Annotated in this window: 16 protein-coding genes; 9 read left to right on the forward strand and 7 right to left on the reverse strand. The window is 70.7% G+C overall.

The features are described from left to right. Nucleotides 1-32: 32 nt before the first annotated feature. A complete protein-coding gene (gene ddaH, locus JNB50_RS02515; RefSeq protein ID WP_208038540.1) occupies nt 33-893 on the reverse strand; it encodes a dimethylargininase in 861 nt (286 codons plus the stop codon). 203 nt (nt 894-1,096) lie between these two features. On the opposite strand from ddaH, the gene JNB50_RS02520 reads away from it, so the two are divergent. From JNB50_RS02520 to JNB50_RS02530, 3 genes are all read left to right on the forward strand, one after another. Then, a complete protein-coding gene (locus JNB50_RS02520; protein WP_185275485.1) occupies nt 1,097-1,534 on the forward strand; it encodes an Lrp/AsnC family transcriptional regulator in 438 nt (145 codons plus the stop codon). 132 nt (nt 1,535-1,666) lie between these two features. After that, nucleotides 1,667-2,383, forward strand: coding sequence for a response regulator transcription factor (locus JNB50_RS02525; RefSeq protein ID WP_208038541.1), 717 nt, complete (start codon nt 1,667-1,669; stop codon nt 2,381-2,383). Beyond that, the gene (locus JNB50_RS02530) at nt 2,380-3,813 is read left to right on the forward strand and encodes a cell wall metabolism sensor histidine kinase WalK (RefSeq protein ID WP_208038542.1); all 1,434 of its coding nucleotides are present in this window, start codon (nt 2,380-2,382) and stop codon (nt 3,811-3,813) included. Before JNB50_RS02525 ends, JNB50_RS02530 begins: the two co-directional genes overlap by 4 nt. Before the next feature lie 7 nt (nt 3,814-3,820). On the opposite strand, the gene JNB50_RS02535 is transcribed toward JNB50_RS02530, so the two are convergent. Further along, nucleotides 3,821-4,672, reverse strand: coding sequence for an aldo/keto reductase (locus JNB50_RS02535; protein ID WP_208038543.1), 852 nt, complete (start codon nt 4,670-4,672; stop codon nt 3,821-3,823). A gap of 49 nt (nt 4,673-4,721) precedes the next feature. Here JNB50_RS02535 and JNB50_RS02540 point away from each other — a divergent pair, with 49 nt between their 5' ends. Further along, nucleotides 4,722-4,967 carry a hypothetical protein gene (locus tag JNB50_RS02540; RefSeq protein WP_208038544.1) on the forward strand — a complete coding sequence of 82 codons (246 nt, stop codon included), beginning with the start codon at nt 4,722-4,724 and terminating at the stop codon, nt 4,965-4,967. 21 nt (nt 4,968-4,988) lie between these two features. Here JNB50_RS02540 and JNB50_RS02545 read toward each other — a convergent pair whose 3' ends face one another. Further along, complete coding sequence (locus JNB50_RS02545; protein WP_208038545.1) at nt 4,989-8,693, reverse strand: bifunctional proline dehydrogenase/L-glutamate gamma-semialdehyde dehydrogenase; 3,705 nt, start codon at nt 8,691-8,693, stop codon at nt 4,989-4,991. A gap of 162 nt (nt 8,694-8,855) precedes the next feature. On the opposite strand from JNB50_RS02545, the gene JNB50_RS02550 reads away from it, so the two are divergent. The 3 genes from JNB50_RS02550 to JNB50_RS02560 all read left to right on the forward strand — a co-directional run bounded on the left by JNB50_RS02550 (nt 8,856) and on the right by JNB50_RS02560 (nt 12,043). Beyond that, nucleotides 8,856-9,782, forward strand: coding sequence for a LysR family transcriptional regulator (locus JNB50_RS02550; RefSeq protein ID WP_208038546.1), 927 nt, complete (start codon nt 8,856-8,858; stop codon nt 9,780-9,782). 23 nt (nt 9,783-9,805) lie between these two features. Beyond that, a complete protein-coding gene (locus tag JNB50_RS02555; protein WP_208038547.1) occupies nt 9,806-11,392 on the forward strand; it encodes an NAD(P)/FAD-dependent oxidoreductase in 1,587 nt (528 codons plus the stop codon). Between the two features lie 96 nt (nt 11,393-11,488). After that, complete coding sequence (locus JNB50_RS02560; RefSeq protein ID WP_208038548.1) at nt 11,489-12,043, forward strand: SRPBCC domain-containing protein; 555 nt, start codon at nt 11,489-11,491, stop codon at nt 12,041-12,043. A 25-nt stretch (nt 12,044-12,068) separates the two neighbouring features. Here JNB50_RS02560 and JNB50_RS02565 read toward each other — a convergent pair whose 3' ends face one another. Further along, complete coding sequence (locus JNB50_RS02565; RefSeq protein WP_208038549.1) at nt 12,069-13,022, reverse strand: DNA-3-methyladenine glycosylase; 954 nt, start codon at nt 13,020-13,022, stop codon at nt 12,069-12,071. Between the two features lie 118 nt (nt 13,023-13,140). On the opposite strand from JNB50_RS02565, the gene JNB50_RS02570 reads away from it, so the two are divergent. Continuing rightward, nucleotides 13,141-14,511 (forward strand): FAD-binding oxidoreductase, encoded by a 1,371-nt coding sequence (locus JNB50_RS02570; RefSeq protein ID WP_208038550.1) that lies wholly within the window; start codon nt 13,141-13,143, stop codon nt 14,509-14,511. Nucleotides 14,512-14,539: 28 nt separating this feature from the next. Here JNB50_RS02570 and JNB50_RS02575 read toward each other — a convergent pair whose 3' ends face one another. After that, on the reverse strand, nt 14,540-15,091 hold the full coding sequence (locus JNB50_RS02575) for an acyl-CoA thioesterase (protein ID WP_374222234.1): 552 nt from the start codon (nt 15,089-15,091) through the stop codon (nt 14,540-14,542). Between the two features lie 86 nt (nt 15,092-15,177). Between JNB50_RS02575 and JNB50_RS02580 the strand changes: the two genes are divergently transcribed. Continuing rightward, nucleotides 15,178-16,092 (forward strand): LysM domain-containing protein, encoded by a 915-nt coding sequence (locus JNB50_RS02580; protein WP_208038551.1) that lies wholly within the window; start codon nt 15,178-15,180, stop codon nt 16,090-16,092. Between the two features lie 18 nt (nt 16,093-16,110). On the opposite strand, the gene menD is transcribed toward JNB50_RS02580, so the two are convergent. Then, entirely contained in the window at nt 16,111-17,910 is a 1,800-nt protein-coding gene (gene menD / locus JNB50_RS02585) for a 2-succinyl-5-enolpyruvyl-6-hydroxy-3-cyclohexene-1-carboxylic-acid synthase (RefSeq protein WP_208038552.1), read from the reverse strand. Next, nucleotides 17,903-18,259 (reverse strand): PLDc N-terminal domain-containing protein, encoded by a 357-nt coding sequence (locus tag JNB50_RS02590; RefSeq protein ID WP_208038553.1) that lies wholly within the window; start codon nt 18,257-18,259, stop codon nt 17,903-17,905. The genes menD and JNB50_RS02590 overlap by 8 nt, the downstream gene beginning before the upstream one ends. Nucleotides 18,260-18,264 lie beyond the last annotated feature (5 nt).

Consider the following 18,264-nt stretch of genomic DNA (forward strand, 5'->3'; position numbering starts at 1 on the left):
TCTCACTGTTCTGTCTCATCGTGGGCTCGGCGTCATCGCCGGAGTTCGAGCGTGCAGCACTTGACGCCGCCACCACCGAGCAGCAGCTCGGAGAGGTCGACGCCGATGGGTTCGTAGCCGTGATCGCGCAGCTGGCGGGCGAAGCCGACGGCACGGGAGGCGATCACGACGTGGTAGCCGTCGGAGTAGGCGTTGAGGCCGAGCACGGCGGCGTCGGCTCCGTCGACGAGGATCGCGTCGGGGTACCGCTCGGCGAGGAGCGCGCGGCTGTCGGCGTCGAACGCGCGCGGGAGGTACGCGATGTGCTCCCGCCCCGGGGCGTCGTCCAGCACTGCGAGGGCGGTGTCCAGGTGGTAGAAGCTGGGATCGACGAGACGCAGCGTGACCACCTCACGCCCGAACACCTCGGCGAGCTCGCGGTGGCTGGCATCGCTGCTGCGGAATCCGGTTCCGGCGAGGATCGTCTCGCCGACGAGGAGGAAGTCGCCCTCGCCTTCGTTGATCTCGTGGGGCGCCACGACCTCGAAGCCTGCGGTGCTCAACCAGTCGCGGTACGCGGGACCCTCCGGTTGTCGTTCCGCATACGCGAAGCTCGCGCCATAGGCGACATTGCCGATCACGAAGCCGCCATTTGCGGCGTAGACCATGTCGGGGAGGCCGTCGAGCGGCTCGATGAGCTGCACATCGAAGCCGAGAGTGACGTAGAGGCGGTGCAGTTCCTCCCACTGCCGCATCGCGAGGGGCGTGTCCGTCGGCAGGCCGGGATTCATCCACGGGTTGATCCGGTACACCACCTCGAAGTGCTCCGGCGGGCACATCAGGACCGCTCGCGCCCGGGGAGTGCGCACCGGGCGCTCGGCGCGGGCGCGCTCCTCCTCGTCGGTGATGGACATGACGACCGTGTCACATACGATTGTCAGCGATTGTCTGCGTCTGAGCGCACGAAATCGCCGTCGAATCGCGGTTCGCGCACTCTTCTTGCGATCGGGGAGCCGTCGACGGCGATGAGCAACGCCCACGCGCATCCTTTGCGCGACGGCGCACGATCCTCGCGTAATCTTCCCCTTCGCGCAACGATCCACCGTATGCTTGCGCCGTGGACAACCTCGATCGCAGCATCCTCGACCTGCTCCGCCAGAACGCGCGCGCCGGCTACGGCGACATCGGCGGGGTCGTCGGCCTGTCGGCCTCGGCGGTCAAGCGCCGCGTCGACAAGCTGGTCGCCGACGGGGTTATCCGCGGCTTCACCATCCAGGTCGACCCCGCGATCGACGGCATGAGCACGGAGGCCTACGTCGAGCTGTTCTGCCGGGGGACGGTCTCTCCCGAGGAGCTGCTGCGAATCCTCTCCGCGGTTCCGGAGGTCGTGGACGCCGGCACGGTCACCGGCAGCGCCGACGCGATCGTCCACATCCGCTCCCGCGACATCCCGAGTCTGGAGGCCGCGCTCGAGAAGGTGCGACTGGCGCCCAACGTCGACCACACGCGGAGCGCCATCGTGCTCTCCCGGCTCATCAACCGCGGCAACAGCTGACCGCGCACCGAGCCGGCTCCGGACCGCGATCAAGCAAACCTGACGGTCGTTCTGCGAGAACATTCAGCAGACGCTAAGCAAGGGAGGCCGTGATCCGAGCGCGGACACGGCGATCAGTGGCACGATGGGCGCATGAAGCTCCTCGTTGTCGAAGACGATCCGGACATGGGAGGCCTCGTCGAGCGCGGCCTGGCCGCTGAGGGTTACGACGTCACCCTGGTCACCAACGGCGTCGACGCCCTCATCGCCCTGCGCGGCGACGCGTACTCCGCCGCCGCGATCGACGTCATGCTGCCCGGCATGAGCGGCTTCGAGCTGTGCCGCCACATCCGCGAGGCCGACAACTCGATGCCGATCCTCCTGCTCACCGCACGCGACGCGATCGAGGACCGCGTGCACGGCCTCGACTCGGGCGCCGACGACTACCTGACCAAGCCGTTCGCGTTCGCCGAGCTCGCAGCCCGGGTCCGCGCGCTGCTGCGCCGCGAGCCGAGCGGCATGCGCCCCCAGGTGAGCGTCGGCCGGCTGACGATCGACTCGCACGAGCACCAGGCGCTCGTCTCTGGACACGAGATGCCGTTGAGTCGGCGCGAGTTCACGCTGCTTCGACTGTTCGCGACGAATCCCGACAAGACGCTGTCGCGTTCCGACATCCTCGAGTCGGTGTGGGGCACCACGGACAACATCGGGACCAACGTCATCGACCAGTACGTCTCGTACCTCCGCAAGAAGCTCGACCTCGCCGGCGCCGGTCTGTCGATCGTGACCGAGCGCGGTCGCGGCTACCGGCTGGACGCGAAGAACGCACTCGACGCGAAGCAGCCGTCGGCGGAGGCTCCGGCGCCGTGACCTGGCTGCGGCGCCTGTCGATCACCGCGCGCATCACGATCGGCAGCCTCGTCGTCGCCACCCTCTTCGGCCTCGTCGCCGTCGTCGTGATCCGGGTCGGAGTGGCCTCCATCCTCCACAACGCCACCAACACCCTGCTGACCAACGATGTGACCGCGCCGGCGGCCTCCGTCGAGGCGAACCCGGCCGGCCCGTTCGACCTGCCCGGCGGAGGCCAGGAGCTGGCCGTCGTCGACGCCAACGGCGACATCCTCGCCTCGACCCTCCCCGAGTCGCTGGAGGACCGCATCCCCCGGCTCCTCGCGCTCGGCTCCTCCCCGTCGACGTTCTCGGTCAACGGCAACACCTACGACGTCCTGGTGCGCACCGTGGCGACGACCGCGGGCGATGTGCACGTGATCGCGGCCCGCAACGACGAGACGACGTCCCTCATCCTCGACCGCCTGACACTTGCCCTGTTGGTGGGTGCGCTGGTCCTGATCCTCGGCTTCGGCGCTGCGTCGTGGTTGCTGGCGCGCACGGCGTTGCGCCCGGTGAGCCGGATGCGCGAGCAGGCCGACCGCATCGCGGGCGGCGAGAGCACCGGTTCGGGCGACGATCCGGAGGGGCTGCTGACGGTCGGCCCCGCCCAAGACGAGCTCTCCGAGCTGGCGACGACCCTGAACGACCTGATCAGGAGGCTGCGCGCCTCGGCGGATCGGGAGCGCCAGATGGTGTCCGACGCCAGCCACGAGCTGCGCACGCCGCTGGCGGTGCTGCGCGGGCAGCTCGAGCTCGCCGAACTCGACGCGGGAGATGCGGACGCGCTCCTCGACGACATCCGCTCGTCGCATTCCACGGCTCTGCGGCTCGGCCAGTTGGCCAACAACCTTCTGGAGCTGTCCCGCATCGAGGCCGGCCCGTCGAGCGGTCGCATCGACTGGCGCACGCTCGTCGACGAGCTCACCGACGCCATCGACCGTGCCCGCCTACTGGTAAGCAGCGACGAGGACGCCCGCCCGATCTCGGTGGACTTCGACTACGACCCCAAACGCCGTCCGGACCCGGCGTCCCGGGTCGCTCTCTCGCCGACGGACTTCGGGCGCATCCTGGACAACCTCTTGGGCAACGCCATCACCGCGATCCGCACCAAGAAGGCGGGAGCGGGCCCAGAGGACGTGGTGAGCGCGACCCTGAACGTCGAGACGCGCTCGGTGGTGTTGACGGTGCACGACTCGGGTCCGGGGATGCCGGAGGACTTCATCCCGGTCGCGCTGGACCGGTTCACGCGCGCCGACGGCGCCCGCACCTCGACGTCGGGAGGCGGAGGCGGACTCGGGCTGGCGATCGTCGCAGCGCTGGCCGGCGCCGCGGGAGGCTCGGTGCAGCTCGCGAACGCACCGAGCGGCGGCCTCGTGGTCACCGTGCGGTTGCCGCTGGTGCGCGTGTAGAGCCTGTTCAGTGCCCGGTGCGGTCGGAGTCGACGCCCGCGTCGGGGCCCTGGTCGAGCCCGTCGAGCACAGCGAGGTCGTCGGTGTCGAGTTCGAAGTCGAAGACCGCGAGGTTCTCGGCCATCCGCTGCGGGTTGCGCGACTTGGGGATCGCGACGAGCCCGTTCTGCACGTGCCAGCGCAGCACGATCTGGCCGGGGGTGCGACCGTGCTTGTCGGCGACCGCTGCAAGCGCGGGCGACGCGAGCAGGTCGCCGGAGCCGCCGATGGGGCTCCACGATTCGGTCACGATCCCGTGCTCGACGCCGTAGGCGCGCTGTTCGAGCCGCGGGATGGCGGGGCTGAGCTCGATCTGGTTGACCGCCGGCGTCACTCCCGTCTCGGCGATGAGCCTGTCGATGTGCGCCGGCTTGAAGTTGGAGACTCCGATGGCCCGTGCTTTGCCGCTCTGCTGCAGTGCGATGAAGGTCTGCCAGGTGGAGACGTACTGGTCGCGCGCGGGCAGCGGCCAGTGGATGAGCAGCAGGTCGACGTAGTCGAGTCCGAGCCGCTGCAGGCTGGCGTCGAGTCCGGCGACCGCACGGTCGTCGCCCTGGTAGCCGCCGTCCAGCTTGGTGGTCACGAACCAGTCGTCGCGTGGGAGTCCGCTGGCCCGGATCCCGCGACCGACGCCGGTCTCGTTGCCGTACTTGGCCGCCGTGTCGACGTGCCGGTAGCCGACCTCGGCCGCCGCGACGATCGCACGCTCGACCTCCGCGTCGTCGAGCGGCCAGGTGCCGAGACCGAGCTGGGGGATGCTGGTTCCGGAGTTCAGCGCGATCGCGGGCACGGCCGTGGAGAGGGACGGATTCTCGGTCATGCGTCTCAGCGTACGCCCGGGTAAGGTGGCGCTCGTCGGAAGGAGCGTCATGACCGTCATCCCACCCGTCCCGTCCGATCCGGACGACGTCGCCCTCGCGGTGGAGGCCGCGATCGAGGCCGAGGACCTCGCAGCGCTGCGGCGCCTCGCGGACGCCGGCAGCTCCGACGCCGAGGACGCCCTCGTCGAGCTCGCGGCCGAGCGCGGCGACCTCGATGAGCTACGTCGCCTCGCGGCAGCGGGCAACACCGATGCCGCCGACGAGCTCCTCGAACTGGAGGAGGAAGAGGAGTAGACCGCTACCGGCGGCGAGTCTTCAGATCACCCCCTCGGACAGCCGCGTCGGGTTGCCGAAGCGGTGGTTGGTGATCGAGATCGCCTGCTCGTGCACGAACGGCAACACCTCGACGCGACCGGAGGGGGTCACGGCGCCGCTGTAGACCGCGACATCGGGGCTTCCGCCGAGCGCGGCGGCCAGTGCGGCGGGGTCGCCGCCGATGAGTCGGATGCGGTGGGCGCTGATGCGGCGTCCCCGCACGCGGGAGAGCCAGTGCGCGTCGGTCTCGACGACGACCTCCACGTCTCTGGCCTTGAGCACCTGTTGCGTCGCGCGCGGGAGCGTGATGCTGGTGCTCACGGTGAACGGAGAGCGGGCGACGGTCGCCGCAGCGAGCACCCGCAGCAGCTCAGGCAGTCCGCTGCCCTCCGACAGCCGGATCGCCACGGGGACGGGCCGGTACCGGAAGATGTTGCGCTCGACCCCGAGTCCCGAGACGTCTTTCGCCTGGTGGTACTCGGTCGCGACGGCGATCGCATCGCTGAGGGCGGACCGGCGCACGAGGTCGAAGGCCGGGTAGTCCATGGCGGACTGCCCCGATTCGATGAGGTCCGTCACGCGCGGTTCGAGACCGCGCAGGTGCAGGCTGGAACTCGAGGCACCCGTCTCCGCCTCCCACGAGCCCAGCCCGATCAGATAGTTGGGTCCGCCGGCCTTGGCGCCAGCCCCGACAGAGGACCGTTTCCAGCCGCCGAACGGTTGACGACGCACGATGGCGCCGGTGATGCCGCGGTTCACGTAGAGGTTTCCGGCTTCGACGGTGTCCAGCCACAGCGCCAGCTCTTCCGAGTCGAGGGAGTGCAGCCCCGCTGTGAGGCCGTACTCGATCGCGTTCTGGTACCGGATCGCGTCGTCGAGCGTGCGTGCCGTCATGATGCCGAGCACCGGACCGAAGAACTCGGTGAGGTGGAAGTACGATCCCGGCTGCACGCCCGTGCGGATGCCCGGCGACCAGAGCCGGCCGCTGTCGTCGAGCTGTTGGGGACGGACGAGCCACTCTTCGTCGGCACCCAGTGTGGTGAGCGCGTGCAGGAGCTTGCCCGAGGCCGGCTCGATCAGAGGACCCATCTGGGTGACCGGGTCGCTCGGGTAGCCGACCCGAAGGCTCTTCGTCGCATCGACGAGCTGATTGCGGAATCGCTCGGACCGGGCGACCGATCCGACGAGGATGACCAGGCTCGCCGCGGAGCACTTCTGGCCGGCGTGGCCGAAGGCGCTCTTCACGATGTCGGCGACCGCGAGGTCGCAGTCCGCGCTCGGTGTGACGATGATGGCGTTCTTGCCGCTGGTCTCCGCGAGCAGGGGGAGGTCGGGCCGCCACGAGCGGAACAGCCTGGCCGTCTCGTACGAGCCGGTGAGGATGACCCGGTCGACGCGCGGGTCGGAGACCAATTGCTGCCCGAGTTCGTTCTCTGCGACGTCGATGAGCGCCAGGAGCTCTTGCGGGACCCCCGCCTCCCACAGGGCTTCGACCATGACCGCTGCCGCGCGCCGCGCCTGCGGCGCCGGCTTGATGATCACTCCGCTGCCCGCGGCGAGCGCCGCAAGCACTCCCCCGGCCGGGATCGCGACGGGGAAGTTCCAGGGAGGCGTGATGACGGTCAGCGACGACGGGACGAACCTGGCGCCCTGCACGACGTCGAGCTCACGAGCGAGCGACGCGTAGTAGTGGGCGAAGTCGACCGCCTCGCTCACCTCGGGGTCCGCTTCTGCGATGGTCTTGCCCGTCTCCGCCGCCATCACCTCGATGAGTCGGTCGCGGTTGGCTTCGAGGGCGTGGCCGGCCCGGTCGAGCAGCGCGGCGCGTTCTGCGCCGCTGCGTGCACCCCACGCGTGCCCCGAGGTGCGCACCGCGGCGATGATGCGATCGAGGTGCCCGGCGTCGACGACCTGGGCGTCCGCGATGGTCTTCGCTCCCAGCTCGCTCGCCACCGATCGCGCCAGGATTCGGCGGCCCCACGCACGGTTCGCGGCAAGGGACGGGTCGGTGTCAGCCGTGTTGTGGAACCCCGTCGCCGTCCCGTTCGGTACGGCAGGGCCGACCGAACCCGCCGAACCAGCCAGTGCAGCCGGCCCACCGGGCACCGCTGCCGTCGTCGGCGGCTCGAGCAGTCCGCCTCCCGATCCGCGACTGAGCCCGAGCACCACACTCGTCAGCCCCTCGGGCGCCGGTTCGGCTTCGACGGCGGGCGGCCGCAAGAACGACTCCGCGGTCTCCTGCTCCCACTCCCGTGTTCGGTCCTGTCTGCGGTTGGGCAGGGGCGCGGCGCCGTACGGCAACGGGTCCGCCTCGAGGTCGGCGACCGAGGCGAGGAACCGGTCCCGCTCCCGATCGAACAGCGCGGGGTCTGAGTCGAGCTCGAACACCGCCGACATGAAGTTCTCGTGGCTGGCGTTCTCTTCGAGACGGCGGATGAGGTACGAGATCGCGACGTCGAACTCGCCGGGGTCGACGACGGGTGTGTAGAGCAGGAGCCGGCCGACGGTACGCTTGACGGCCTCAGCCTGGGCGGTCGCCATGCCGAGCAGCATCTCGAAGTCGATGCGATCGGCCACCCCGCGGCGGGACGCGAGCAGCCACGCGTAGGCGACGTCGAACAGGTTGTGCCCGGCGACCCCGATCTTCACGGCGCCGGTGTGTTCGGGAGTGAGCGCCCAGTCGAGCACGCGCTTGTAGTTGGCGTCGGTCTGCTGCTTGCTGCCGTAGGTGGCGAGCGGCCAGTCGTGTACTGCCGCGTCTACGCGCTCCATCGCGAGATTGGCACCCTTGACGACCCGCACCTTGATGGCGGCTCCGCCCTGGATGCGGCGCTGCGTCGCCCACTCCGTCAACCGTTGGAGCGCGTCGAGCGCGTCGGGCAGGTACGCCTGCAGCACGATTCCGGCCTCCAGGCCGAGCAGCTGCGGGCGGCTGAGAATGCGTTCGAAGACCGCGATCGTGAGGTCGAGGTCGCGGTACTCCTCCATGTCGAGGTTGATGAACTTCGGCGCAGGTGACGACGCCGCGAGCTCGTAGAGCGGAACGAGTCGTTCGACGACCCGGTCGACGGTCTCGTCGAACGACCACATCGAAAGCTGCGATGCGATCGAGGAGACCTTGATGGAGACGTAGTCGACATCATCTCTGGCGAGGAGTGCGCGCGTGCCGTCGAGGCGTCGCGCCGCCTCCGTCTCGCCGAGCACGGCCTCCCCGAGCAGGTTGAGGTTGAGCCGTGCGCCGTGACCGGCGGGATCGCGCGGGGCGCGCAAGTGGGCGATGGCCGGGCCGAGCTTCTCCGGCGTGGCGTCGACCACGAGGTGGCCGACCATGCTGCGCAGCACGCGCCGGGCGATCGGGATGACGACCCACGGGAGGACGGGACCGAAAACGCCGCCGAGCCAGATCGCCGCGCGCATATACCACGGCAGGAACCGCGGGATCTTCTTGGCGACGCGCTGGAGGTTGTATCCGGCCACGAAGAGGTCCTGCGGGCGAGCGACGCCGTCGACGAACCCCACAGCGAAGTCGAGCCCGTCGGGGTCGCGGAGCACGCCGGCGAGGCGTTCGGCGGCAGGGTCGCGAGGCGCTTCCGCGCCTGAACCGCTCCCGGTGCCGCTCCCGCTCTCGGCCAGCCAGCGCCGAACGAGCTCGACCGCCTCCTGGGCCAGCACCGCGGGCCGCACCTCGTCCGTGTGTTCAACCATGTCCACGACTGTATTCCTCGCTCCTGGGGCGACGCGGGACCACTCCCGATCGGTGGAGAAGTCACAGCCGACGACGCCTGTGGAAACATTCTCGACGAGCGCTACTATCAGCAAAAGCGAACGTTTCCGAACGATATCGTTCATCCAAGTCGAATGGTTGAGATGCTCGACATCCGCAAGCTCCGCCTGTTGCACGAACTGAGGATCCGTGGCACGGTCACAGCGGTCGCCGCGGCCCTCTCGTACAGCCCGTCGTCCGTCTCGCAGCAGCTCGCCGCGCTCGAGCGCGAGACCGGCGCCGTCCTCCTGGTCAAGTCGGGTCGTCGGCTCCAGTTCACCCCGCAGGGCGAGCTGCTCGCCCTGCGGGCCGCCGAGCTCCTGGATGCCCTCGATGCCGCCGAGTCCGCCGTCTCGGAGTCCGCCGTCGCCGGTTCCGGTGCCACCGTCTCCGGCGTCGTCCGGGTCGCGGTGTTCCAGTCCGCTGCCCACGCGATCCTGCCCGCCGCCATCGACACGCTCGCCCGTGACTACCCGGCGCTCCGGGTGGAGGTCACCGAGCGTGAGCCGGAGCAGGGCCTCTTCGAAGTGTCCGCGCGCGACTTCGACCTGGCGGTCGCCGAGCAGTACCCGGGCAGCACCCGGCCCCTGCGCTCCGAACTCGACCGGGCGGAGCTCGCCGCCGACAGCATCCACCTGGCGGTCTCCGCCGACGCGAACGCCCGCATCCGCGCTGCCGACCTGTCGAGCGCAGCCGACGCCCCCTGGGTGCTCGAACCCGTCGGCACGGTGTCGCGCACCTGGGCCGTCCAGGTCTGCCGCACCGCAGGATTCGAGCCGGATGTGCGTTTCGAGACCGCCGATCTGGTCACCCACATCCGGCTCATCGCGTCGGGCAACGCCGTCGGGCTGCTCCCCGGTCTCGTCTGGGCCGGAGGTCGCCCCGAGGTCGACCTCCTCCCGCTTCCCGGTGCCCCGCGCCGCACGATCTTCACGTCCGCACGCCGCGCGGCAGCGACCAGCCCCGGAGTCGTCGCCGTGCGCGCAGCACTGGCCGCGGCGGTTCCCGCCGACCACACGCGGCAGCCCTGAGCACGTACCGTAGGCTCTGACGCATGACCGACCCCGCAGCCTCCCCCGCCGCGTCCCACGATGTCGTGATCGTCGGCGGCGGGCACAACGGCCTCACCGCCGCCGCCTATCTCGCCAAAGCCGGTCGCAGCGTCATCCTGCTCGAGCGCCTCGACGACGTCGGCGGAGCGGCGGTCAGCGCCCAGGCGTTCCCCGGCGTCGAGGCGCGGCTCTCGCGCTACTCGTACCTGGTCAGCCTCCTCCCGCAGCGGATCATCGACGACCTCGGACTCGACATCCGGTTGGCCCGGCGGCGCTACTCGTCGTACACCCCGGTCCCCGGCGACCCGGAGGGTGCGGGACTCCTGATCGACAACACCGACGCCGAGGCGACGGCCGCCTCTTTCGCCCGCATCGGGGCGGCCGGTGACGCCGAGGCGTTCACCCGCTTCTACGAGTCGACCGGCGCCGTCGCCCGCGCGCTCTGGCCGACGGTCACCGAGCCCCTGCTCACGCGCACGGAGGCCAAGGCCCTCGTCGGCGACGACGAGCTGTGGGACGCGCTCATCGAGCGCCCGATCGGCGGCTTCATCGAGTCGCGCCTCAGCAACGACCTCGTGCGCGGTGTCGCGGCGACCGACGCCCTCATCGGCACGTTCGCCAGCGTCTCCGACCCCGACCTCGCCCAGAACCGCTGCTTCCTCTACCACGTCATCGGCCAGGGCACGGGCGAGTGGGACGTCCCGGTGGGCGGCATGGGCTCGGTCACCGGTGAGCTCGCCCGCGTCGCCCGCGAGGCCGGCGCCCGCATCGTCACCGGCGCGGAGGTCACGTCGATCCGCCCCGACGGCTCGGTGTCGTACACCCGCAACGGCCATGAGCGCCGAGTGGAGGGCCGGCACGTCCTCGTCAACGTCGCGCCCGACGTCCTCGACACTCTGCTGGGCGAGCCCGCCGATCCGCCGCGGCCGCGCGCGGAGGGCGCTCAGGTCAAGGTCAACCTGCTCCTGAAGCGCTTGCCGCGCCTGCGCGACGACTCGGTCGACCCGGCCGCCGCGTTCGGCGGGACGTTCCACATCAACGAGACCTACACGCAGCTGGAGGCCGCCCACGACGGCATGCTGCGCGGAGTGATGCCCGAGCTCCTGCCGTGCGAGATCTACTGCCACACGCTCGCCGACCCCAGCATCCTCGATCCCGATCTCGCCGAGAGCGGCGCCCAGACCATCACCGTCTTCGGCCTGCACACCCCCGATCGCTGGCTGACCGACGACAACAACGACGCGACGAGGCGGCGCCTGCAGGGCGCCGTGCTCGCCTCGCTGAACTCGGTGCTCGCGGAGCCGGTGGAGAGCCTGTTGCTCACCGACGGCGAAGGCAACCCCTGCATCGAGACGAAGACCACCCGCGACCTCGAGCACGCACTGAACATGCCGGGAGGCAACATCTTCCACGGCCCGCTCTCCTGGCCGTTCGCCGAAGACGACGACGCCCTCGGCACACCGGCCGAGCGGTGGGGCGTGGCCACGCGCCACGAGCGCATCCTGCTGTGCGGCTCGGGCGCCCGGCGCGGCGGCGCAGTGAGTGGGCTCGGCGGCCACAACGCCGCGATGGCTGTCTTGGAGGAGTGAGAGGACTCGCACGCGACACCCAGGGATGGCCCACTGCCTTTATCGAACGCGTGTGACTATGGTGAGCAACAGGAGGGGCTCTTCAGGGAGGTCACCATGCTGCCGCAACCGACAGGACGACTGGTTCGCAAGGAAGACGGGGTCTATGTGGTCCTCGACCGCATCTTCAAGGCTCCGATCGAGGAGGTGTGGTCGTACTTCACGCGATCACCGCGACTCGCGCAGTGGATCGGCGAGTACACCGGCACCGGGTCGACAGGCGCGGTCAAGTTCCGCATGAACGCGGAAGGGGACGATGCTGACTGGCAGAACGTGGCGGTCATGCTGTGCGAGTCGCCGCACCGCCTCCATGTCGACGTCGGCAAGGCTCCCGACTCCCTCGTGATGTTCGTCCATCTCACCGAGGCGAGCGGCCACACCACCGTCACCTTCGGGCAGCGGCTGCGTTCGATCGCCGGCTCGGCCGACTACTGCGTGGGCTGGGACTACTACCTCGACCGGCTCGTCGCCGCGCACGACGGCAAGCCGATGCCGAACTGGGACGACTACTACCCGTCGATGCGCGACCATTACCAGACGCTGTGCCGCGAGCTCGACCACGACCTCCGACTCGAGCACGCCACGGCGCAACGGGACGGCACGACCGGCTGAACGCGGGCACGATCGCGGTCGGCGTTCAGTGCCAGCGGTGATCCTGGAGGGCGACGCGCGGCCCGCGACGCTGGAAGCGGAAGCCGCTCGCGAGGATCAGCCGAACCACCCGCTGACGGTTCCCCCGCCACGGCTCGAGCAACTCGAGCATCCCGTCGTCGTCGACGCGCGACCCGGTGAGCGCCTCGCCGATCTGGTGGGCGAGGTGGTAGTCGCCGACGCTGACCAGGTCCGGGTGGGCGTGCGAACGCTGCAGCGTCTCGGCCGTCGTCCACTGTCCGACTCCGGGGATGGTCCGCATCGCCGTCTCCGCCTCGTCGAGGGAGGCCGCGGCCCCGATCGCCCGTTCGAGTGAGGGAGCGACCGCCAGCACGGCCTGGATCGCGCGGGCGCGACGCGGGTCGACGCCGGCTCGGTGCCAATCCCAGGAGGGGATGCCCCGCCACTGCTGCAGCGTCGGCACCACCCGCATGCCCTCCGGGGCGGGGCCGGGCGCCGGCTCGCCGTACCAGCGCAGCAGGCGCGCCCAGGACCGGTACGCCTCCAGGCTCGTCACGCGCTGTTCGACGATCGCCGGGAGGAGCGCCTCCAGCACCAGGCCGGTGCGCGTGAGCCGGAGCCCGGGGTTGCGGTGCAGGCTGTCGCGCAGGAGCGGATGCGACCGCACGTCCAGGCCCGACCAGTCGTCGCCTCTGCCGAGCAAGCCGGGAACGGCGTCGATCGCCCAGCGCGCGCCCGCACCCCAGGCGGCGGCACGCACGCTGCCGTCGGCGGCGGGGCGAAGGATCCGGAGCGTCGCCGGCCCCTCCGGCGTGCGCCAGGTGCGCCACATCCCCTGCAGATCCCACGACGTGGTCGGGTCGTAGGGACCGCGCCCGAGCTGACCGATCGTCCCCGCGAGGTCGAGGGCGCCCGCGGGGCGGTAGACCGTCTCCACCGCGCGCCCGGAGCGGGCGTCGGCGGGGTGGAGTGCGGTCATGAACGGCATGCTACGTCACACGGCTGACCGCTGGGCCGATCGCGGGGCCGCCCCCGACCTCCGCTCTGCGCGGGCAGGGCTGGCCCGTTTTGTCGGTGGTCTCCCCTACCTTCTCCCCATGGGAATCGAAATCACAGCCGATGATCTCGCGCGCCTGCGCGAGCGGGTACAGGGAACCGTCTACATCCGCGGCGACGCGGGACTCGCCGCCGAAGTCGCCTGCTTCAACCCGGCGATCCGGCACGACCCGGATGTCGTGGTCGCCGTCGTGAGCGAGGGCGACGTCGCCGAAGCCGTGCGCTTCGCCCGCGAGCACGATCTCCCGGTGCGCGTGCAGGCCACCGGGCACGGGTCGGAGTCGCCGATCGCCGGAGGACTCATCGTCTCCACCCGGGCGCTCGACTCGATCGTCATCGACGCTCCTGCACGCCTCGTCCGGATCGGCGCAGGCGTCCGCTGGGCTCCCGTCATCCAGGAGGCGGCCGAGCACGGGCTCGCCCCGATCACCGGGTCGTCCACCAGCGTCGGCGCCGTCGGCTACACCCTCGGCGGAGGCCTCGGGCCGCTGGCCCGCTCGCACGGCTTCACCGCCGACTGGGTCCGCGGCTTCCGGGTGGTCACCGCTCAGGGCGACATCGTCACCGCAGCTGCCGACTCCCACCCCGAGCTCTTCTGGGCCCTGCGCGGAGGCAAGGGCGGCCTGGCGGTCGTCACCGAGATGACGCTCGAACTGGTGCCGCTCACGACGCTGTACGCCGGCAGCGTCTTCTTCGAGGGCGACGCCATCGAGCCGGCCTTCCGCGCCTGGGTCGACTGGGCCGCCGGCCTGGGCGAGGAGGCGACGACATCCGTCGTGCTCCTGCGGATTCCCGACGTCGACGGCCCTCCGCCGCCGCTGCGCGGCCGCACGGTCCTCAGCGTGCGGTTCGCCTACCCGGGCGACAGCGCGACGGGCGAGCGCCTGTTCGCCCCGATGCGGGAGGCCGCCCCCGTCTTCCTCGACGCCGTGGCCGAGATCCCGACGACCGCGGTCGCGAGCATCCACAACGACCCCGAGCAGGGCTCGCCGGCGTGGATCCGCGGATTCATGCTCGACGACTTCGACGCCGCCGACGGCGACACGCTGCTGGAGGTCGCCGGCCCCCGCGTCGACAGCCCGTTCCTCGCTCTCGAGATCCGGCAGCTGGGAGGCGCCGCCGGCCGCGACACCGCAGACGGCACGGCGGTCGGCGGGCGCGACAGCGGCTACACGCTGAGCGCGATCGCCGCCGATCCTGCGACGTTCGACAGCGTTGCTCCGGCGGCGGCCGAGGCGCTCTCGCGCGCTCTGCAGCACCGCATCTCCGCGGTCACCAACGTCAACTGGGCGGCCGACCTCAGCGACCCGTCGACCTTCGAGAGCGCGTGGCCGGCTGCGGTGTACTCCAGGCTCGCCGAGGTGCGCGCCTCCTACGACCCCGATCGCGTGTTCGCGTTCGGGCCGAGCTGAGCACGCCGCTCGCCGCGAGCGGACGCCGTCACTCGCTCCAGACGCTCGGGGCCTCCGCGCGCGTGGACGGGAGTGCGGCGTCCGCTCCCCACTCCAGCAGCCATTCCGGAACCGTCACGTCGGTCGGGGCCGGCCCGACCGCGTCGAGCAACTCGTCGATCGAGACGACGCCGCCCGATCGCTTCAGAAAGCGGCCGCGGATGAACGCCTGGGTGTAAATCTCTCCGTCGACGGTGAAGCGCTGCTCCACATAGACGGCTTTCGCGTCGAAGCCCAGGATGCGCGACTCCACGACGAAGGGCTGCCAGAGCTCCAGCGACTTGCGGAACGAGATGGTCTCCGACGCGACGACCGGATACCAGCCGCGCTCCTCGAAGATCGCCCAGACCCCGTTCCGGCGGAGCAGATCGAAGCGCCCGATGTCCGCGATCGACAGGTAGACCCCGTTGTTCATGTGCTTGAGGATGTCGAGGTCGGTCGGCAGCACCCGGAAGCGGGTCCGTGCCACGTCCCAGTGATCGAGCCGCGGGCCGAAACGGGAGAGGAACGCGTGAAGCATCGTCCGGAAGATCATGTGCACGCGGTCATGCTAGTGACGCCTCACCGCGAGCTCATCTTCGTTGTCGACGGCCTCCAAGCCCGCTAGGGTTCTTCGAGGGGGAAATCGTGTCGTTTCGAACAAACCACGGCCGTCGTCGGCCGTCGGACCATTCCGCACGCACGCGCAGGGGATGGGCCTCGCTCGTCGCCGCCGTGGCCGTGGCCTCGCTGCTCACCGGCTGCGCACTTTTCGGCGGAGGTGCGAAGCCCACCGCGTCTCCCACCCACACCAAGACCCCCAAGCCGACGAGCACACCCCTGGGTCAGAGCAGGAGTCTCGCGACGGTCACTCCGGTACCAACGAGCACACCGGTCCCTGCTCCGACGCTGACTCCGGTGCCACAGGGAACGGTCGTCGCCGAGGGCAACGTGGCGTCGCCCCTGGGCAGCATCCACTTCCACTACCGCATCTTCTCCAACGGCAACAACACCTACTCGGCCCAGTACACGAGCTTCACCTCGACCGTCCCTGTCCCGGTGTCCGTCACCCTCATCGAGGTCGCGCCGAGTGTGGGCGACGGCCTCACCTACCACGGCGTCGGCGATCACCTGCTCGGCGGCCCGACGTCGGCGGCGCAATCGTCGACAGGGCTGATCGCCGACAGCCAGCCTTCGTACCTCGCCGCGCTGGTGACCTATTCCTCGGCCGCCTCCTTCGACGGCGTGCCGCAGGAGCTCGGCCCCGACAAGGTCCTCGCCGTCAACACGGTCCACTGGTCGGTGCCGGTGCGGCAATCGAACGTGCACCCGGTCGACGGCGGAACCCGCACCAACGCCGCGGGAACCGTCACAGCGAAGACTGCGAGCGGCGCCCCCAAGAGCTACGAGGTCGCCCAGGGCGACACGACGACCGCCGTCGCCGATCGGTTCGGCATCCCGGTCGAATGGCTGCTGTGGCTCAACCCAGATCTCCCCGGCGGCGCCGGCAACCAGTTCCTGTACGCGTCGACGAAGCTGAACCTCGACCCCGACAGTCTCTGAGCCCTCGCCCGTGCCGGTTCACCGCGGCAGCGGGACCTCCAGGATGCTCGGCCCGGCAGGCGGCGCCGAGAGCGCCTGATCCAGCTCACCCTTCGTGCGTGCCACACTGTGCGCCCACCCGTAGGCGCGCGCGAGCGCGGCCAGGTCCACCGATTGCGGAGTGTAGAGCACCCGGTCGAACGCGTCGGCGGGAGCCGTCGCCGCCACTTCGAGCCCGTCGAAGATCGTGCCGCCGCCGTCATTGCCGACGACGACCTGCAGGTGCGGCCGTTCCTCGCCGGGCGCGCCGAGCAGCGCACCGACATCGTGCAGCAACGCGAGGTCTCCCAGCAGCACCCGGGTGACGCCGGTCGCTCCGCCCTCCGCTCGTGCCGCCGCCGCGCTGGCGAGCGCTATCCCCGTCGCGGTCGCGATCGTCCCGTCGATCCCGGCGAGCCCACGGTTGGAGTGGACGACGATCTTCTTGCCGGGAACCAGCCGATCGGCGTCGCGAATCAGCCGAGAGGCACCGAACACCAGGCGGTCGTGCGGCCAGGTGTATCGCCACACCGCCTCTGCGAGCAGCAGACGCGTGATCGGCGCACGCACGGCCGCGAGCTCCGCGCGGGCGAACGCCAGGGCGTCGGACGGCTCGTACGAGCGCGCCTTCTGCACGTCGGGGGCGGTGGCAGCCGGATCGGCGGAACGCTCGGCCTCCTCGGTGAGCCTGCGGCTGGCGAACACCCAGCTGCCCACCCACGCGCGCACTTCCGGGCTCCGGACGTCGACAGCCTCCGGAGCGGCCACTCCGCCGACGATGCGCGCACGATGACCGGGGTTGTACGCCTCGGCGCCCGTCGGGGCGACGACGATCACCTCGACGTCGGCCCGCTGGAGGAGCGTGGGCACCTCCCTGCTGAGCGTGGGATGCCCGAACACGACGGCCCGTTCGACGCGGCCACCGAAGTCGTCCTCGCGGAGGAGTTCGCGGTACGCGACCACCAGTTCCGGCCCGAAGCGCGATCCGCTCGAGACCTCGGCGAGCAGCGGATATCCGCCGGCACGCGCGAGCTCGGCCGCGGCGGTGCCCGCGTCGGCGCCCGCGACGACCACGGTCAGAGGTCCGTCCTCGAGCTCGACGACCGATCGGCCCAGTACGTGCGGTCCGACGGTCGTGGGGAGCTCGCCGCGCTCGAGGCCCGTGATGCTCGGAACGGCCACCGAGAGCGGCTCGCGGAACGCGACGTTGAGGTGCACAGGGCCGGGATCGGCGGTCGCGGCTCCGACGGCCTCCTCGACCGCGGCCCGCGCGATCGACCGGGCGGCGTCCTGCTCGCCCGCGGCGCCGATCGGGGCGGGGATGTCGCGCATGGATCGGACGACGGTCCCGTATAGCCCGTCCTGCCGGGTGGTCTGGTTGGACCGGATGCCGCGCAACTCGTCGGGCCGGTCTGCTGTGACCACGATCATCGGGAGGCCGGCCTCGTGGGCCTCCAGCACGGCGGGGTGGAGGTTGGCGGTCGCGGTACCGCTGGTGGTGACGATCACCGTCGGCGCTCCGGTCTCCCTGGTGAGCCCGAGCGCCAGGAACCCGCCGACCCGTTCGTCGATGCGGACATGGAGCCGGGCGGCGCCTGCGCGTTCCAGCTCAGCGGCGGCGAGCGCGAGAGCCTGCGAGCGGGAGCCGGGGCTCACCACGAGATCGCTGACGCCGGCTTCCACGAATCCGACCAGGAGCGCAAGCGCATAGTCGGTCGCGGGGCTGTCGACGCGTGGCAGTCGACCGGCCGTGCCGGCTTCGACGTCCGCGGGCTCTTCCGAGACCCGCGGGTCACCCATCCCGTCGGCCGGTCTGGTCGTCGGGGCCGTTGTCGTCGAGCTCGGCGAGCTCCTTCTCGAGCCGCTTGATGCGCTCTTCCTGGTCGTGGTCGATCCGCAGCTTGCCGAGGAACTCCGGGTCATCGTCCGGAGCGCTGACGCGCCGGGCCGACTCGGCTCTCGCGCGCCGGCCGCGGCCGACCAGGAACCAGAGGATCCCGCCGATGATCGGGAACAGGATGATGATGAGCAGCCACAAGGGCTTGGGTAGGCCACGCACCCGGGAACGGTCGAAGAGGGCGCAGTCTGCCACCGAATAGATGTAGAACACCGCGGCTGCGACGCCGAGGACTATCCAGAGGCGAACCATGGCTA

It is taken from the genome of Leifsonia sp. TF02-11 (genome assembly GCF_017565305.1).
In the GTDB taxonomy this organism is placed as follows: domain Bacteria; phylum Actinomycetota; class Actinomycetes; order Actinomycetales; family Microbacteriaceae; genus Leifsonia.

Bases quoted from the DNA above. Each gene is read 5' to 3' on its own strand.
- ddaH (WP_208038540.1), bottom strand. From the start codon at position 893: ATGTCCATCACCGACGAGGAGGAGCGCGCCCGCGCCGAGCGCCCGGTG.
- JNB50_RS02525 (WP_208038541.1), top strand. From the start codon at position 1,667: ATGAAGCTCCTCGTTGTCGAAGACGATCCGGACATGGGAGGCCTCGTC.
- JNB50_RS02535 (WP_208038543.1), bottom strand. From the start codon at position 4,672: ATGACCGAGAATCCGTCCCTCTCCACGGCCGTGCCCGCGATCGCGCTG.
- JNB50_RS02540 (WP_208038544.1), top strand. From the start codon at position 4,722: ATGACCGTCATCCCACCCGTCCCGTCCGATCCGGACGACGTCGCCCTC.
- JNB50_RS02545 (WP_208038545.1), bottom strand. From the start codon at position 8,693: ATGGTTGAACACACGGACGAGGTGCGGCCCGCGGTGCTGGCCCAGGAG.
- JNB50_RS02550 (WP_208038546.1), top strand. From the start codon at position 8,856: ATGCTCGACATCCGCAAGCTCCGCCTGTTGCACGAACTGAGGATCCGT.
- JNB50_RS02555 (WP_208038547.1), top strand. From the start codon at position 9,806: ATGACCGACCCCGCAGCCTCCCCCGCCGCGTCCCACGATGTCGTGATC.
- JNB50_RS02560 (WP_208038548.1), top strand. From the start codon at position 11,489: ATGCTGCCGCAACCGACAGGACGACTGGTTCGCAAGGAAGACGGGGTC.
- JNB50_RS02565 (WP_208038549.1), bottom strand. From the start codon at position 13,022: ATGACCGCACTCCACCCCGCCGACGCCCGCTCCGGGCGCGCGGTGGAG.
- JNB50_RS02570 (WP_208038550.1), top strand. From the start codon at position 13,141: ATGGGAATCGAAATCACAGCCGATGATCTCGCGCGCCTGCGCGAGCGG.
- menD (WP_208038552.1), bottom strand. From the start codon at position 17,910: ATGGGTGACCCGCGGGTCTCGGAAGAGCCCGCGGACGTCGAAGCCGGC.
- JNB50_RS02590 (WP_208038553.1), bottom strand. From the start codon at position 18,259: ATGGTTCGCCTCTGGATAGTCCTCGGCGTCGCAGCCGCGGTGTTCTAC.